The organism is Luteibacter anthropi (genome assembly GCF_023699965.1).
In the GTDB taxonomy this organism is placed as follows: Bacteria; Pseudomonadota; Gammaproteobacteria; order Xanthomonadales; family Rhodanobacteraceae; genus Luteibacter; species Luteibacter anthropi.
In genome coordinates, this window is the sequence record NZ_CP077072.1 from 3,862,639 (window position 1) to 3,880,574 (window position 17,936).

Here is a 17,936-nt window from a genome sequence, read left to right on the forward strand (position 1 = left end):
CTGCGAAACGTGCCGTTTTTGTAGGGTGGGGTTACCGCAGACGTCGCGTTGCAAGAAGGGCGGGCAGGGGCTTGGTCCCGCATTCCTTCTTCAACGAACGCCATGGGGTAAACCAATGCGTAAGAAGACGTTTCTCAGCGTGTGCCTGGGCCTTGCGCTCGGGCTCGGCGCCAGTATTGCCGCTGCCCAGCACGTGAGCCCGGCACCCACCGAGATGGCTGGCGATGTCGCCATCGAACAGGCCAGCCCGGCCAGTGTCGGTCAGGCCCGCCTCGCCAATCCACGCGCCTTGCCATCCTCGGTAAGGCTCCAGCTTGCCGCGCCCGATACGCGCACGCTGGCCGCCGCGCGCACGGCCTCGGTCCAGCGCGAGCCCGGGGCGCCGCTCCAGGTGGCCCTGGGTCTGAAGACCGCGCGCCCGGACATCGATCTGGCCGGCCTCAACTGGGTGGACCTGCCCGACGGCCGGCATGTGGCGCAGTTCCCTGTCGCCGCCACCGGGGCCGCCGGCCTGCGTGCCGCCATCCACCTGGAGACGAACGCGGGTCGCGTGCCCGACGGGGTCGTGCTGCACTTCGTGGGTGCGGGTGCCAATGTCTTCGAGGCGACGGGCAAGGATGTCACGGCGGATACGCTCTACTGGACGCCGGCGGTGGAGGGCGACACGCTCACGATCGAGCTGATTTTGCCGCGTGACAGCCATCCGGGCGACTTCCACCTGAGCGTGCCGCAGGTGTCGTACTTCGGTGGGTCGCCGTACAAGGCCGGCTATAGCGATGGCTTCGGCAACAGCGGCAGCTGCGAGAACGACGTGGTGTGCAGCACCAACTCGGGCAAGGCCGCCTACGACAACGCCACGCTGGCCGTCGCCAAGATGCTGTTCACCGACTCGTCGGACGGCAACAGCTACATCTGCACGGGTACGCTGCTCAACAACAGCAATTCGCCCAAGCGCCAGCTGTTCTGGTCCGCGGCCCATTGCATTGCCGACCAGACCACGGCCAGCAGCCTGCAGACGATCTGGTTCTATAACACCACGCAGTGCCATGGCTCGGTGTCGAGCATCAATAGCAATGTCACCGTACTTACCGGTGGCGCGACCCTGCTGCATCGTGACGCCTCGCGCGACACCCTGCTGCTGGAGCTGAAGAAGACGCCGCCGGCCGGCGCGTTCTACCAGGGCTGGAATTCCACCTCCATCGCGAACAACTCGTCGACCACGGATATCCATCATCCGGCAGGCGATGCGAAGAAGTACTCGCTGGGTACGGTGGGCGCGGTCAACGTGAACTACAGCAGCCGCACCCATATGACCAAGGTCAACTGGACCTCGAGCGTCACGGAAGGTGGTTCGTCCGGTTCGGGCCTGCTGACCATCGCCACCGACGGCAGCTACCAGCTGCGCGGCGGCCTGTTCGGTGGCCCGTCGAGCTGCAGCGCGTCCAGCGCCAACAAGAACGACTACTTCTCCGATTTCGGCGGCGTTTATTCGCAGATTGCGTCGTATTTCGGCCCCTGAGCCGGATGCTCAGGCACGGCGTGCCACGTCGTGGTCCGGCACGCTCTGCCTCGCCAGCGAGGCAAAGCGTTGCTGGACGAAGCGGATGAGGTGGAGGGTCGCCTCGGTAACGACGCGACCCGACATCGTCAATGCATGCAATGAGAGCGGTGCCGCCTCGTGCGTCTCCAGCAAGGTGCGCAGGCGGCCTTCGGCCAGGTCGTCCTGGCACAGCGGCAACGGCATCTGCGCGATGCCCAGGCCCGAACGCACGGCGGACAACAAGGCGGCCGTGTCGCCGCAGGTCATCCGCGCACGCGGACGCCATGTCGGACGCCCGGAGAAACTCCACGGCACCGTCGCTTCGTGCGTCGCCAGCGCAAGGCACTGGCCATCCTGCAATTGCCAGGGATCGGCAGGCGCGCCATGGCGCTCCAGGTAATCCACGGAGGCCACCGTCACCATACGCATCTCGCCCAGGTCGCGCGCCACGATATCGGTGCTGTCGGGCAAGGTCATGCGCTCGGCCAGCACCACATCCAGCTGTTGGCGGAGCAGGGCACTCACGTCCGTGCGTCCGGAGCCGATGCGCAGGCGGATACGCGGGTGGGTGGTGGCGAAGTCCGGCAGCCAGCCGGACACGATGGCTGCGAGCCAGCCCTGTGCCTCGATGCGAACCAGGCCATTGGGCGAACCAGCGGCGGTAGCGGCCTGTTCGGCGGCCATGGCGGCGGCGCACATCAGCGCGGCATGCCGGTATACCTCTTCGCCCACGGCGGTGATGGCGAACTGGCGTGCATTGCGATGGAGCAGGCGAACGCCCAGGCGTTTCTCCAGGCCGATGATGCGGCGGCTGAGCAGCGAGCGCGTGGTGTTCATGCGCCCGGCCGCGGCGGAAAAGCCGCCGGCATCCACCACCTGCACAAACAGGAAGAAGTCGCTGAGATTGTTGATCCTGTCCATGCCCCTGCCTGCATCGGTGACGCACCGTGCGAGACGCTTCGTCATGCGTGGCATGACATGGGCGATGGGGTGCGGCCGGCAGTCTAGCCCTGCGCTCGGGAAGCGGCCTTTGCACGGGGGGATGTTACTTTTGTCGCAGGGGAATGGCGGCAGGATCGTCCTATACTCGCCCGCTTCGGCCTGAGCAGGCAGGCCGCGCAAGGGGGAAGACCGTGTCCGTGATGGACTCGCCGCACATCCTGGTGATTGACGATGCGCCGGAGGATATCCGGACGTTGCTCAATGCGCTGCACGCCGAGCGTTGGCGCGTGAGCCTGGCTACCAGTGGGCGCCAGGGCTACGAGCGTGCGCAGCTGCTCGCGCCCGATCTGATCCTGCTGGATGTACGCATGCCCGGCATGGATGGCTTCGCCCTGTGTCGCCTGCTTCAGGAGCTGCCGGCGGAACGGCAGTGCCCGATCCTCTTTCTTACCTCGGCCGATTCCCCGGACGAACGGCTGGAAGGGCTGACCCACGGCGGCGTGGACTACATCCTGAAAAGCTGCGCACCGGAAGAGCTGTTGGCGCGCGTACGGATCCATCTGCGTCTTGCGCGGGGCCACGACACGCAGGCAAAAAGTGCGGAAGATGCCATGGCGGTGTCACCCGACGAAGTGGTGCTGCGCGCTGCCATGCGGCTGATCGGACGCCGGCTGGGTGAGTCCTTCTCGCTGGAGGAGATCGCTGCCGACGTCGGCACGTACGACAAGCGCCTGTCCGCGATTTTCCGCCAGCACATGGGCACCACGGTGTTCGCGTGGATACGTGAGGAGCGCCTGCGCCGCGGTCGTGAGCTGCTGGCCGACACGGGACTGGGCATGCAGGAGATCGCCGAGCATGTCGGTTTCCGCAGCGCCTGCAATTTCACCACGGCGTTCCGCGAACGCGTCGGTGTCACACCCAGCCAGTACCGCAAGGCCGCCCAGCAAGGTGTTCATGAGCCCTGAGCGATGGGCTCGCATGCTAGTCATCGGCCTGGTTGTCCTGTGGACGGCCATCGCCGGGATGGCGCATGCCTCCGTGCAGCTGCCGCTGACGCCTTACGACCAGGGCAACGGGCTGGCCACGCTGTCGGTCGTGCGCATGACGCAGGACCGCGCCGGCTTTGTGTGGGCCGGCACGGAGAAAGGCCTGTATCGCTTCGATGGCATCGGCTTCGTGTCGGTGGGCAGCGAGCAGGGCTTTCAGACCTCCGAAGTGATCAGCTTCGCCGAGGATGCCAGCGGGCATCTGTGGGTCGGCTCGCGCGCTGGTGTGCAGCGGCGGGATGACACGGGCCATTTCGAGTGGGTGCGGCCGCGTGGCCGGGTGCTCGTGCTCGATCGCGGGCAGACGCTTGCCGGTGATGAAAGCGGGGGCATGTTCGCGTTGAGCGGACATCAGCTGTTGCACCTGTCCCTCGATGCAGGCGGCGAATGGCAGATGGTGCCGGTGTTCGACGCGGCGCAGATCCGGAAGATGCCGGGGCTCGCGCAGATCAGCGCCGTGTTCCATCGCGGAGGCGATACCTGGTTCGGTTGTGGGGAGGCCTTGTGCCGCCTCAGCGGTGGACAGCTCACGCGTCATGGCGCGGAGCAGGGCGTGCCGGCCGATCGTTGGCTGGGTTTTCTCGGGGCGAGGGATGGCAGTCTCTGGGCACGCGGCATCCATGGCATCCGTCGCCTCGTACCGGGTGCCGTGCGCTTCGAGGCCAGGGATATTCCCGATGGTCATGCACGGGTGGCAGCGTCCAGTCTCGACATCGTGGAGGACCGGGCAGGGCGCGTCCTTACCCGCAGCGATGAAGGCATTGCGCGCTGGGATGGCACGCAATGGGAGTTGTTCGGCACCGGCAACGGCCTGCCGGGTGTCGGCATCTCCGCCTTGCTGGCCGATCGCGACGGCATGGTCTGGATGGGCACCTTCGGCCGGGGGGTGATGTACTGGAACAGCAACGACGCCGTCGAAAACTGGACTGCCGCGCAAGGCCTCAACGACAGCCTCATCTGGTCGATCACCCGTGCCGACCCGAACACGCTGTGGATTGCCGGTGAGAACGGCGGCCAGGTGATCGCGCCGGGCGAAAGCCGCGCACGCCCCTGGCCACTCGCGATCACCGCGCCGCACCAGACCCATGCCGTGGTGGTCGATGCGCGTGGCCGCATCTGGTACTTCATGTTCGATGGCCGGGTGGTGCGCTACGAGCCCGACACGCACCGGACCACGGTGATGGCGACCTTGCCGCACCTGGTCCGTGGCGCGCTGATCGACCGCCACGGCGGCCTGTGGGCCTACACGCTGGGCGGCCTCTATGGCGTCGATGCCAACACCGGCGAAGCCTCGCGAATTGCGCCGGACCTGATTCCGCCCAGTATGTGCTCGGATCTCGACGAGGATGCAACGGGCCGTCTGTGGCTGGCGTGCAGCACGGGCCTGTATCGCCGCAACGAGCACGGCTGGGCTCGCGTGAGCGTTCAGCCGGAAGCCCTGGGTGGCTACGAGAACGTCACCACCACGCCGGATGGCAGGTTATGGCTCAGTGCGCTGCAACCGGGCCTGCTGGTCGGGAAGGTCGGCGATGGCGACAGCCTTGCGGTGACGACGGTCACCGATCCGCTACTGGCCGACACGCGCTTCTACTTCCTCCGGCCCGACCGCGACGGTCGTCTGTGGGCCGGCGGGGGCAATGGCGTCGATGTGCTCGACAACGGTCGCTGGACGCGCCTCTCTGATCGCGATGGCCTGCTGTGGAACGAAACCAACCACGGTGCCTTCCATGCCGATGACGATGGCAGTGTCTGGATCGGAGCACCGGTAGGGCTTACGCACATCCTGAAACCCGCCAGGCTGCTGGCACCGCGCCGAATCGAGCCGTTGATCGTGTCCGCGCAATATGCCGGACACGAGCTATCGCCTGGCGCCCCGGCGCAGCGCTTTGAAAACGGTGCGGCGCTGGTCTTCCGCTTTGGCGTCATCGGCAACGGGGCGGGCCACCCGGTTCACTTCCGTTACCGGTTGTCGGGCGTGGACAAGGACTGGGTGGAGATCGCACAGCCCGAGGTGCGCTACGCCTCGCTGCCTTCGGGCAGTTATCGCTTCGAGTTGCAGGCTATCGACGTGCATCGACGTGCGGTGTCCGAGGCCATCGTGCGCGAGTGGCATATCGCACCCCCGTGGTGGCTGAGCCCATGGATTGCGCTGCTTGCCGCTGCCGCGGTGGTTGGGGGCATCGTGCTGGCCTGGCGCTGGCGGATGGCGGTGCTGATCAGGCATGCGCGGATACTGGAAGACATGGTGAGCGAGCGCACGGCCGAGCTGCAGCAGTCGCTGCGCTCGCGCAGCATGCTGCTCGCCCATATCGGCCATGACCTGCGCTCGCCGCTGGTTGGCATCCTGGACAGCCTGCGCCAATGGCGTGCGGGCTCCATGGAGCGTCATCCTCCCGAGCGCATCGAGCGTCATGTCCGACAGCAGATGTCGCTGATCGACGAGCTGCTTGAATTCTCGCGCGGGGAGCTTGTTGAGCTGCAACCCGAACCGGTGCCGGGCTACCTCTACGGTTTTCTGCACGAGGTGGCCGATAGCGCCGCGCTGCTCGCGGAGCGCAGGCACAACCGGCTGGTCTGTCGCTTCGCCGACGACCTGCCTCCGGTGGTCAGCGCCGACTTCCGGCGTCTGCGCCAGGTGCTGCTGAACCTGCTGGGCAATGCGGCAAAGTTCACGGCCGACGGCACGCTGGTGTTTCGCGTCGATGCGCTGCCGCTTCGCGGGCATATCGTCCGGCTGAGGATGACCATCCAGGACGATGGCATCGGGCTGGGAGTGGAAACGGCCGAGGGGCTTTCACAGCCTTTCGTTCGTGGACACAACGCGGCTGGCGAACAAGGCCATGGACTGGGGCTGTCCATCGTCGTCCAGTTATTGCAGCGAATGGATACCTCGCTGGCATCGCGCGCCGCACCCGGCGGCGGCACGGTGTTTTCGTTCGATCTTGCATTGCCACTGGCCGAAGAGCACGAGGTGGACTCGCTTTTCACCGGAGGCGAACCCGTCGGCGCTTACGACGGCGCGGGTTGCACGGTCATCGTGGCAGAAGGCGATCCGGACAAACGCGCCATGCTGTGCGACCTGCTCGATGGCTATGGCTATGTCACGTTGTCGCACCCGGCTGTCCACGATGCGGCGGTTCCGGGTCGTCCCGACCTGATCATCCTCGGCCCGGGCAGCGATGGCCGCGAAGCACTCTCTGCCTGGCGCAAGGCGTGGCCGGATGTCCCCCTCGTATGGCTCATCTGCGGCCCGGCACCGGCTGAAACGCCGCTATGGCCGCGCGATGCCGATGCCATCCTCGCCAAGCCAGTGGATGCTAATGCCCTTTTGAGCACGGTTTCCGCCTTGCTGACCGGCTCCGTCGTGGCAAAGGCCGATCCCACCTTCTGAGCCTTCCTGCCGCTGGCAGGGCTTTGCCTGCGCGCACGTATGTCATGCCCGGCGTGACGCAAGTTCTCGCGTGGCTATCTTCTCCTGCACGTTTCCTACACATAGCATCCGCGGCGCTGTTGTGACGCATGTCACAACTATGAAACACCGTCGCCCGCGCTGACCCTGTGGATGATCCACGGGGCCGTGGGCCATCGCTTTACGCCGATAGCAGGGGGCGCTCCCATGACCGGGACAAAGTATCCGCACGTCTTCCGTCCACGTTCGCATCGCTATGCGCTCGAACCGCGCCAGATGTACGACGGCGCGGCGCTGACCGAAGCCAGCACGCATCACGCCGATCCCGGCGAGAGCAGCCACGATGGCGCGGCATTCCGTAGCGCCGCGACGGAGCAGCCCGGTCATGCGGTACAGACCGCCATGCTGGCCGCGCCACGTGTAGCGCTGGCGGCGGCGGGTGGCATGGATATCACCACGTCGAGCAAGGGCCTTACCGTATCCGAGCCCAGCACCCTGAATGCGGCCGGCGCGGATCGCGGCACGCTCAGCGGATGGTCCATCGACGGCAGTGGCACGGTGACCGTGACGGCGGTGGTGTCGGATACCTCCAAGGGACTGCTTGGCACGACGACGGCGGCTACGTCGGTGGCCGGTGGCTATCGCTTCACCGGCAGCGTGGCCGATGCCACGGCATGGCTGAACCAGCTCACCTTCACCGCCGCCGATGTGGAACTGGGCAATACCGCCGCGCGCACCACCATCGAGGTCAGCGTCACCGACAGCCAGTCGCATTCGGCGAACCACTCGCTGGACGTGACGGTAACGCCATCCAATGACCCGGTTTCCGTGGCCGACGCCACGAAGACGGTGGACGAGGTGAGTTCCACGGGTGGTCCCAGCATCAGCGTCATTGGCACCGACACGCTGGTGGCGATCGATCCTGAGGTAGCCGCCGGCACACAGACGCCGGAACAGATCGTCTACAGCGTGACCGACCTGCCCAAGTACGGCTATCTCGCGTTGGAGGGCAATCGGCTGGGCGCCGGCTCGGTGTTTACCCAGCAGGACGTGATCGACGGCAAGCTCACCTACGTGCACACCGCCACGGGCGCCGACCAGGACACCACCGATGGCTTCGTCGCGCGGGTCAACGACGGTGCCACGCCGGCCGATCGCTCGGACACGGTACACGTGACCCTCGCCATCCGCCCCATGAACCAGGCGCCGACCATCGGCGGCACCGGTGTCGTCTACGAAGGCCAGCCGGCCAATGCCGTGGATACCGGCAATGTCGGCAAGTACATCGTGGCGGACTCGGGCGGCGACCCGCAGGACACGGCGCTGCGCGTGACCATCACCGGGCTGCCCCAGCACGGCACGCTGTATTTCGATGGCATGGCCGTCGTGGTCGGCCAGTCGTTCGATTATGCCGACCGTGCCCGCCTGACCTACGCCAACGATGGCGTGGACGGCATCAGCCAGGACAGCTTCGGCGTGCGCGTCACCGACATGGGCGGCGGTACGGGCGTGCCTGCAAGCACGGATGGCACGGTGCACCTCGACGTGCATGCGGTGGACGACGACCCGGCCCTCGATCCTGCCAGCACGCGTCATGCGACGGTAACGGCAGGCGGTGACGGCAGCGCGGGTGCGTATTCCGTGGTGCTGACGCCAACGATGATCGGCGCCACCGACGTCGATTCGCCGGACCAGAACATCAGCTTCGTGACGGGGCAGGCGGGTCTGACGCATGGCTACCTATTGCTCAACGGCGAGCGCCTGAAGGATGGCGCCACCTTCACCATGGCCGACGTGCGCGCGGGCCGCGTGCAATACGTGCAGACCGCGGGTGCCACGGCCGGGCAGCAGGACACCTTCCATTTCCAGGTGGTGGACAACACCACCGCGCTGCGCTGGAACCCGGACGGCAGCACCTTCACGCGTATCGGCGGTGACTACACGGGTGGTACGCCGGCAGACACGCTGCGCGACTACACCTTCACCATCGACCTTGCGCCGACGGCGGCCGGCAACGGCGGTGCTTTCCCGATCCACGACGTCACCACCGTCGAGCACCAGTCGACGTATGCCGGCATGGACCCGTCCGGTAACAAGATCGGCAGCGTGCTCGAAGGGGGCAGCATCGTGCTGCACGGCACGACCACCAACGGCCAGCCGACCGATTTCAGCACCACGCCGGGGCTCAGCTACACCGCGCAGGGTGTCGATCCTTCGCAGGTGGTCTATACCTTTCTGGGCTTCACCAGCGACGGCGCGGGCACGGGCAACGCGGGCACGTTGCAGAAGCAGGTGGGCAGCGCATGGGTGGATATCTCCGCGTTTGGCACCTTCACCCAGGCCGATCTCGACGCGGGTCGCATCCGCTTCCAGCACGACGGCGACAGCGAGGATTTCCACACCACGGCACGCTTCTCGGTGTCGGCAGGTCTCGTGGATGTCGTCAACGGCCAGCCCACGGTGGACAACTGGCAGCCGTCGTTCGACATCTATGTCACGCCAACGAACGATCTGCCGGTGGTCACCGGCTCGTCGGGCACGGTGATTCCGGAAGGGGGCACCGGCTATATCACGCGCGGGCAACTGGGCATCAGCGATCCGGACGATGCGCGCAGCGAGCCCTGGCTGGAAGGCTCGCCGACGTTGCCCAACGGCGATCCCAACTATGCGTACAACAACGATGCGAGCGGCACTGGCGCGTTGAAGTTCATGGTCAACAACCTGCCGGCAGGCGGCACACTGCAATATTCCACGGACGGCGGCCACACCTGGCAGAACGTCACCGCAGGTACCTTGCTGGATGCATCCATCATCACGGACGACAGCACCACCACCGGCCTGCGCTTCGTCAGCAATGGCTCGGAGGTGCGCAATGCCAGCTTCACCGTGACGGCAGTCGATCGCTGGGGCGCACATTCGGCCACCGATGGCACGGTGTCCATCCAGATCACCAACGTCAACGATGCGCCGCAGATCGCGAAGGATCCCACCCAGGCCAATCCGACGGTGCCTTCGGATTCGCCGAACAATATCGGTGGCGCCCCCGCGAACAATCCGCTGACCGTGATCGAAGGCGGCGCAGGTCGCATCACCGACGCCATGCTCCAGGCCTACGATCCGGACAGCTCGGCGCGGCAGGTGCAATACACCATCACGTCGGCGCCGGCCCATGGCCGCATCGCGTATTCCACCGATGGCGTGAACTTCCAGTACCTGGGTGTCGGTTCGTCCTTCACCCAGGCCGATGTCTCTGCCGGGCGCATCTACTATCTCAACGATGGCACCGAGCCTGCCGGCACGGCATTCCCCAATACGCCGGATGACCGCTTCGGATTCACTGTGTCCGATGGCGACAAGGAGCAGGCGGGTAACCAGTTCTGGATCTACACCTCGCCCGCAAACGATCCGCCGACCGTCACCGCACCGAATGGTCCTATCGACCTGGACAGCGCCGATCCGCGCTACAACCCGGTGCCGGGCTTCAGCGTGGCCGACCCCGACCTCACCACGGTGGGCCCGGGCGACGTCGATTACCTGCGCGTCACCGTGCGGCTGCTGCACAGCGATGGCACGGCCTTCAGCGCAGCGGAATACGCGGCGGCCGGTGGTGTCAGCATCGGTTACGGCACCGGCGGTGCCTCGGTGGATGCGGCCCATGGCGGCAGCAACGATTACCTGGTGCTCAGCGGCACGCGTGCACAGGTCAACGCCGCGCTGGCTGGCCTGACCGTCACCTTTGGCAGTGACCGCAATGCGATCTACCAGGTGCAGGTGATTGCCGACGACCGCCTGCGCGACACCAGCGGCCAGCTCACGGGCAGTGCCAATGGCGGCGCCGTCAACCAGTCGGCCACGCCGGGCACCGGCACGGCCACCACGGCGGTGGATGCGACCGAATACGACTGGTACAGCGCCGGCGTGCCCGTGAAGAACGGCAATATCGGTGCATCGTCCGTATCCGTACGGGCTTCCAGCGTGAACGAACCCGGCACGATCGGTGGCCCGTCGGGCTCCACCGTCTACGAAGACCAGGCAACCTTCATCGGTGGCAGCTTCGTGGTGAGCGATCCGGAATCCGCCGCCTTCGATACGCCGGTCACGGTGCGCCTGAGCGTGCCTTCGGGCGTACTCGGCATCGGTGGCAACGGTGCCCAGGGTAGTGCCACCGCGAGTGCGGCAGGCAGCCGTGCCGTGACCATCTCGGGCGACAACACGGGCACACTGGTGCTGACGGGACGTGCAAGCGATATCCAGGCCCTGCTCAACGATGCTGCGCTGGGCCTGACGTACCTCAGCGCGCCCAACGTCAATCACGACATGAACGGCGCCGCACCCGGCGACGTGACCCTGACGGTGCATTTCGACGACACCGGTTCGGCGATCGGCAGCGATACGGGCGCCGGCAGCGTGCCGAACAACCCGGCCGATCTGCAGATCGGCATCGACATCGTCGCGGTAAACGATCCGCCGACTGTGAATGCAGGCAGCGGCACCATCTATCTCAACGGCAGCACGCCAGTGGGCGGCTTCTCCGTGGACGATGTGGATTACACCGATCAGGGCGGCATCACCACGGGCGAGCATGATTTCATGCAGGTGACGGTGCGCATCTCCGATGCGGCCGGCAACGCGCTTCCGCGCTCGGCTTATGGCGATATCGTGCTGGGCTCGTCGGCGAGCGGCACCTCCGGCGCGACCGTGGACGGTACGTCCAACGGTAACGGCATTGCCCTGGTCATCCGCGGCACGCGGCAGCAGGTCAACGATTACCTCGCCGGCCTCAAGGTATCCATCGGTGGCAACCTGGCGAACGTCGACCAGGCTTATCGCGTGGACGTGATCGCCGACGACCGCTTGCGCGATGTCACCACGGGCGCACTCGATGGTTCGGGTGCTGCCAACGGAGGCGAGAATGCCGCGACGGGCGGCGGTGTGCAGGCGGTGCCTGTCACCGATGTCGATCCGTACGGCAAGGTGCCGGCCGGCCTGGGCCAGAACGTGGCGCTCGGGTCGCGTACCGTGTTCCCGTCGTCGATCAACAACCCCACGGCCATCGGCGTGACGGCGCCCAATGTCACCGACGAAAGCGCAGCCGGTATCTATACGCTGAGTCACGTCACGCTGGCCGATCCCGATGCGGGTACGGCCGATATCACGGCGACCGTGACCCTGCCGTCGGGTTTTGGCGTGCATGACATCGGTGGTTCGCCGGATAGAACCGGCAGCTTCGGCACGGCGACCTATGTGATCGGGCAGGACGCCCAGGGACGTACCACGGTCACGATCACCGGCTCCATCGACAAGGTACAGGCAGCCATCAATGCCGTGGGCGTGAAGCTGCCGCCATCGGCCAGCGGCGACAATAACGCCTACTGGAACGGCACCTTCCAGGTGATGATTTCGGTCAACGACGGCGGCAACCACGGCGACCGCCCGGATCGTGGCACGCTCGATGGCGACGCGGCCGACAACGCTGCCCATGATCCGAGCACCGTCGGCGACGAATACGGCTATGCCGACGGCGAGAACGGCAGCTCGAATGCGCTGGTGACCACGCGTGTCTTCAACGTCACCGTGAACAGCGCGACCAAGGTCAGCGAATCGGGCCTGGTTGACCACGATGGCAAGGACGGCGTGGACGGCGCGCAGGCATTCGCGCTGTTCAATCCCGTGGACAGCGTGACCCTTGGCAATCCGGCCGACGGCCCGGGTCACTCCGTGACGCTGACGCTCGCGCAGCTGCAGGATCTCGCCAGCGTTCCGCTGGCCGATCGCACGATGACCACGGCAGCCGGCACCCTCGTGGTCACCGGTTACGTGCCGGGCGCAGACAGCGCCCACGGCACATTGCTTTACCACTACACGCTCAATGGCGCGCAGTCGCAGCCGGGCGCCGCCAGCAGCATGGAAACCGTTGCCATCGCGATGCGTGACAGCGCCGGCTTCACCGACAGCGGCCGGATCAACGTTACCATCGTGAACGACACGCCCACCGCACGCCCCGATACGGGAACGGTGAATGAAGACGGCGCACCGCTTACCGGCAATGTGGTGACTGGTGGCCCGGGCGCGGATCGTGTCGGCGCGGATGCCAATCCCAATCCGGTGACCGGCGTTGTATACGGTACGTCGGGTGGTCACGTCAGCGGCCATGTCGGAACGGGTGTGACCGGTACCTACGGCACGCTCACGCTGAATGCCGATGGCAGCTACACCTATGTGCTGGACAACACCAACCCGACGGTCAACGCACTGAAGGACGGCCAGTCGCTCACCGAGGTCTATACCTACACCATCACCGATGGCGACGGTGACCGCAGCACCACCACGCTGACCATCACTATTGCCGGCCACACGGATGGCGCACCGGCCATCGTGCCGCACGACGGCAACGGGGCGGCGGATGGTCACACCACCGTATGGGAATCGGGCCTGACGCCCGATGGCCCCTCGGGCCAGCTGAAGACGGCGACGGATACGGTAGACATCTCCGCAGCCGATGGGCTGACATCCATCACCGTGGGTGGCACGACGTTGACGGCGGGCCAGCTCGCAGGGCTCAGCGCGGGCACGCCACGACAGATCACCACGTCGCGCGGCACGTTGTGGCTCACCGGTTTCCAGGTGACGGCTTCGGTCGGTGGCGTGCCCACGGCCGGCACCCTGTCTTACACCTATACGCTGGGCGGTTCGATCAACCAGCCTGGCCTGGATCACAGCACCGACACCATTGCGCTGGCGGTCAACGATGCCGGTGGCGGCACGGCCAGCGGCAGCCTTGTCGTGAACATCGTCAACGACGTGCCCACGGCCCGTCCGGATACGGCCGATGTGAATGAAGACGGCGCACCAGTCAGCGGTAACGTGGTGACGGGAGGCGCCGGTGCGGACCGTATCGGCGCGGATGCGAACGGCAGCCCGGTGGTAGGCGTCGCGCCCGGCAATACGGGCGTTCCGGCCACCGGCAACCTTGGCACGGGCGTGGCGGGAAGCTACGGCACGCTCACCCTCAACGCGAACGGCAGCTACACCTATGTGGTGGACAACACCAACCCGGCAGTCAATGCGCTGAAGGACGGTCAGACGCTGACCGAAACCTACACGTACACCATCGCCGATGGTGACGGCGATCGCAGCACCACCACGCTGACCATCACCATCCACGGCCATACCGACGGTGTGCCGTCGATCGTGCCAGTGGATGGCAACGGTGCGGCGACGGGGCATGCAACGGTTATCGAAGCTGGCCTGGCAAACCACGACGGCACGCAGACGACCGGTGGCAGCATCGACCTGACGGCGGCCGATGGCCTTGCCGGTGTGACGGTCGGCGGTACCACGCTGACGCTTGCGCAGCTGGACGCACTGAACAACGGCCAGGCGGTCACGATCCACACGCCGGACGGCACGCTGGTGCTCACGGGTTTCAATCCGACGACATCGGTGGGTGGCGTACCCACGGCAGGTACGCTGACCTATACGTACACGCTTGACCATTCCGTACCGCGCCAGGGTGGCGGTACCGATGCCATCGACCTGAAGGTCGTCGACGCCGGTGGCGGCACGGCCAATGGCACGCTCGTGATCAACATCGTGGACGACACGCCCACGGCACGGCCCGACACGGCCGATATCGATGAAGACGGCCCGTCCATCGCAGGGAACGTGGTGACGGGTGGCCCGGGTGCCGACCGGATCGGCGCAGATACCAACCCGTTGCCGGTCACCGGTGTGGTGTACGGAAACACGGGCGGCCCGGTCAGCGGCCATGTCGGCACGGGTGTCACGGGCACCTACGGCACGCTTACGCTGAATGCCGATGGCAGCTACAGCTACGTGCTGGACAACGCCAATCCCACGGTCAACGCGCTCAAGGATGGCGACACGCTGACCGAGGTCTACACGTACACCATCGTCGATGGCGATGGCGACACCAGTACCACGACGCTGACCATTACCATCCACGGCCACACGGACGGTGGTCCGTCGATGAAGCCGCACGAAGGCAATGGCACCAACGCGGCCGGCGAGAACACGGTATGGGAGTCGGGCCTGACCAGCGATGGTCCGGATCACCAGGGTCGCACCACGACCGGATCGATCGACATCACCGCGCCCGATGGCCTGGCCTCGATCAGCGTGGGCGGCGTGGTGCTGAACACGGCGCAGCTCGCGGCGCTGGGCAATGGCAGCCCGGTCACGGTCATGACGCCCTATGGCACGCTCACGCTCGCCGGCTTCCAGCCGACGCGGACCGTGGGTGGCATCACGGTCGAAGGCTCGCTGAACTACACCTACGAGTTGAACGGTGCCGTGACCCAGCCGGGCATCGATCGCACCGCCGATGCCATCGCACTCACGGTGACGGATGCGGGTGGCGGTTCGTCCACGGGACAGCTCACGATCAACATCGTCAACGATGCACCCACGGCCCGTCCGGACACGGCGGATGTAAATGAAGACGGCGCACCCGTGAGCGGCAACGTCGTCACGGGCGGTGCCGGTGCGGACCGTATCGGTGCCGATGCCAACGCGCTGCCGGTGGCCGGTGTGGTGCATGGCACCGCGACCAGTGCGGTGAGCGGCAATGTCGGCAGTGGTGTGGCCGGCACGTACGGCACGCTCACGTTGAATGCCGATGGCAGCTATACCTATGCCGTCGACAACGCCAATCCGACGGTCAATGCGCTGAAGGATGGCCAGACACTTACGGAAACCTATAGCTACACCATCGTCGATGCCGACGGCGACAGCAGCACCACGACGCTGACCATCACCATCCATGGCCATACCGATGGCACGCCGTCCATCGTGCCGGTGGATGGCAACGGTGCGGCGACGGGGCATGCAACGGTTATCGAAGCTGGCCTGGCAAACCACGACGGCACGCAGACGACCGGTGGCAGCATTGACCTGACGGCGGCCGATGGCCTTGCCGGGGTGACGATCGGCGGCACCTCGCTGACGCTCGCGCAGCTGGATGCACTGAACAACGGCCAGCCGGTCACGATCCACACGCCGGATGGCACGCTGGTGCTCACGGGTTTCAACCCGACGACATCGGTGGGTGGCGTGCCCACGGCAGGCACGCTGACCTACACGTACACGCTCGATCATTCCGTGCCGCGCCAGGGTGGCGGCACGGACACCATCGCACTGCAGGTCATCGATGCCGGCGGTGGCACGGCGAGCGGCGCGCTCGTGGTGAACATCGTGGACGACGTGCCCACGGCACGCCCGGATACGGCGACGGTGCATGAGGACGGTGCGCCGGTCACGGGTAACGTGATCACGGGCGGTGCCGGTGCGGATCGTATCGGCGCCGACGCTAATCCATTGCCTGTGGCCGGGGTGGTCCACGGTGCGTCGAATGGTCCGGTCAGCGGCAACGTCGGCAGTGGCGTGGCCGGTACCTATGGCACGCTCACGCTGAATGCCGACGGCAGCTACACCTATGCACTGGACAACGCCAATCCCAGGGTCAATGCACTCAAGGACGGCGACACGCTGACCGAGGTCTACACGTACACCATCGTCGATGGCGACGGGGACAGCAGCACCACCACGCTGACCATCACCATCGCCGGTCATACCGACGGTACGCCTGCCATCGTCCCTCACGACGGCAATGGCGAAGGCAACGGACCGCTCACCACCGGCCACACCACCGTATGGGAATCGGGCCTGACCAGCGATGGTCCGGCCGGGCAGGGTAAGAGCGCCTCCGACACCATCGTCGTCTCCGCGCCGGATGGCCTGACGTCGATCACGGTCGGTGGCGTCACGCTCACGGCGGATCAGCTGACGACGCTGGGCAACGGAAAGACGGTGACGGTCGTGACCGGCAACGGCACGCTGGTACTCACCGGCTTCGAGCCGACGGCCACCGTGGGTGGTGTCGTGACGCAGGGCACGCTGTCGTACACCTATACGCTGGGTGGCGCGGTGGGCCAGCCCGGTACCGATCACAGCACCGACACCATCGCGTTGTCCGTGAACGACGCCGGTGGCGGCAAGGCCACGGGTAGCCTGGTCATCGATATCGTCAACGACGTGCCGACGGCGCACGACGATGCGGCATCGATCGATCGCGATGCCGCGCAGGGCAGTGCCTCGGGCAATGTGTTCACCGGGGGCCCATCGCATACGGGAGCTGACCGCATCGGTGCGGATGGTCCTGCAAAGGGCGGCCCGGTGACGGGCGTCACCTCCGATAATCTCGGCCAGCGTGGCAGCATCGGCAATGCAAGCCCGGGGCAGTACGGCACGCTCGTGCTCAACGCCGATGGCAGCTACACATACGTGGTGGACCCGCGCAATCCGCAGGTCAGCGCCCTGGATGCCAGCCGGACGCTGAGCGAAGTGTTCGTCTACACGATTACCGATGCGGACGGCGATACCAGCGAGGCACGCCTGGTCATCACCATCCGTGGTGCCACGCCGCCGATCCAGGCGCGTTGGGGCGACCAGATCTTCCCGCTGTCCCACGAGTGGCCCGGCCGCGATATCCGCCAGGGCTACGATCCCGGCCTGTTCATCCTGCCCACCGTCGATGGCGTGCAGCGGGATACCCAGGCCTGGCAGCTCGGCAGGATGACCGGTGCCATTCATGGACTGGAAGCGGGCACGACGGATCTCGATCCGGACAACGTGCAGTACGTGCTGCGTGACGGCGTGGCCTTCTCGCGGCAGCTGCTCGTGGAAGTGCGTAGCCAGTCGCGTGTGGCCAGCCGCGACGCGGGCCTGGGCTCGCGCGTGCTGTGGGACGACTTCTCACCCTTTGCCTCGCAACGCATCGAGCAGACCCTCCGCCACGATCAGGACGAACGCGGCAAGGCAGACAGGGCTCAGCCTTCGCACACCGTCAGGCTGCCGCGCGCGGACGCGCCTCCGGCCGGCGCGCCGTCCCTGTCCACCCGTCTCGCCCGGCTGGCCCACGGCGCTCCCGCGCCGGTCGCCGCTCCGAAGCTGCCCCATCACTAATCGCGCTCCGGTGGCG

The 17,936-nt window shown here is 66.3% G+C and carries 5 protein-coding genes; 4 read left to right on the forward strand and 1 reads right to left on the reverse strand.

Going from position 1 to position 17,936, the window contains the following annotated elements:
* Positions 1 to 115 precede the first annotated feature (115 nt).
* A complete protein-coding gene (locus KR767_RS16500) occupies positions 116 to 1,519 on the forward strand; it encodes a trypsin-like serine peptidase (RefSeq protein ID WP_250877055.1) in 1,404 nt (467 codons plus the stop codon).
* A gap of 9 nt (positions 1,520 to 1,528) precedes the next feature.
* Here the strand turns inward: KR767_RS16500 and KR767_RS16505 are convergent, their stop codons facing one another.
* Positions 1,529 to 2,461 (reverse strand): LysR family transcriptional regulator, encoded by a 933-nt coding sequence (locus KR767_RS16505; protein WP_166946518.1) that lies wholly within the window; start codon positions 2,459 to 2,461, stop codon positions 1,529 to 1,531.
* Between the two features lie 221 nt (positions 2,462 to 2,682).
* Between KR767_RS16505 and KR767_RS16510 the strand changes: the two genes are divergently transcribed.
* The 3 genes from KR767_RS16510 (at position 2,683) to KR767_RS16520 (ending at position 17,920) form a co-directional block, all read left to right on the forward strand.
* Complete coding sequence (locus KR767_RS16510) at positions 2,683 to 3,447, forward strand: response regulator transcription factor (RefSeq protein WP_250879175.1); 765 nt, start codon at positions 2,683 to 2,685, stop codon at positions 3,445 to 3,447.
* A gap of 13 nt (positions 3,448 to 3,460) precedes the next feature.
* Positions 3,461 to 6,919 (forward strand): hybrid sensor histidine kinase/response regulator, encoded by a 3,459-nt coding sequence (locus KR767_RS16515; protein WP_250877056.1) that lies wholly within the window; start codon positions 3,461 to 3,463, stop codon positions 6,917 to 6,919.
* Positions 6,920 to 7,144: 225 nt separating this feature from the next.
* Positions 7,145 to 17,920, forward strand: coding sequence for a VCBS domain-containing protein (locus KR767_RS16520; protein ID WP_250877057.1), 10,776 nt, complete (start codon positions 7,145 to 7,147; stop codon positions 17,918 to 17,920).
* Positions 17,921 to 17,936: the final 16 nt, after the last annotated feature.

Coding starts and splice junctions, on each gene's coding strand:
- KR767_RS16515 (WP_250877056.1), top strand. CDS start 3,461: ATGCTAGTCATCGGCCTGGTTGTCCTGTGGACGGCCATCGCCGGGATG.
- KR767_RS16500 (WP_250877055.1), top strand. CDS start 116: ATGCGTAAGAAGACGTTTCTCAGCGTGTGCCTGGGCCTTGCGCTCGGG.
- KR767_RS16520 (WP_250877057.1), top strand. CDS start 7,145: ATGACCGGGACAAAGTATCCGCACGTCTTCCGTCCACGTTCGCATCGC.
- KR767_RS16505 (WP_166946518.1), bottom strand. CDS start 2,461: ATGGACAGGATCAACAATCTCAGCGACTTCTTCCTGTTTGTGCAGGTG.
- KR767_RS16510 (WP_250879175.1), top strand. CDS start 2,683: ATGGACTCGCCGCACATCCTGGTGATTGACGATGCGCCGGAGGATATC.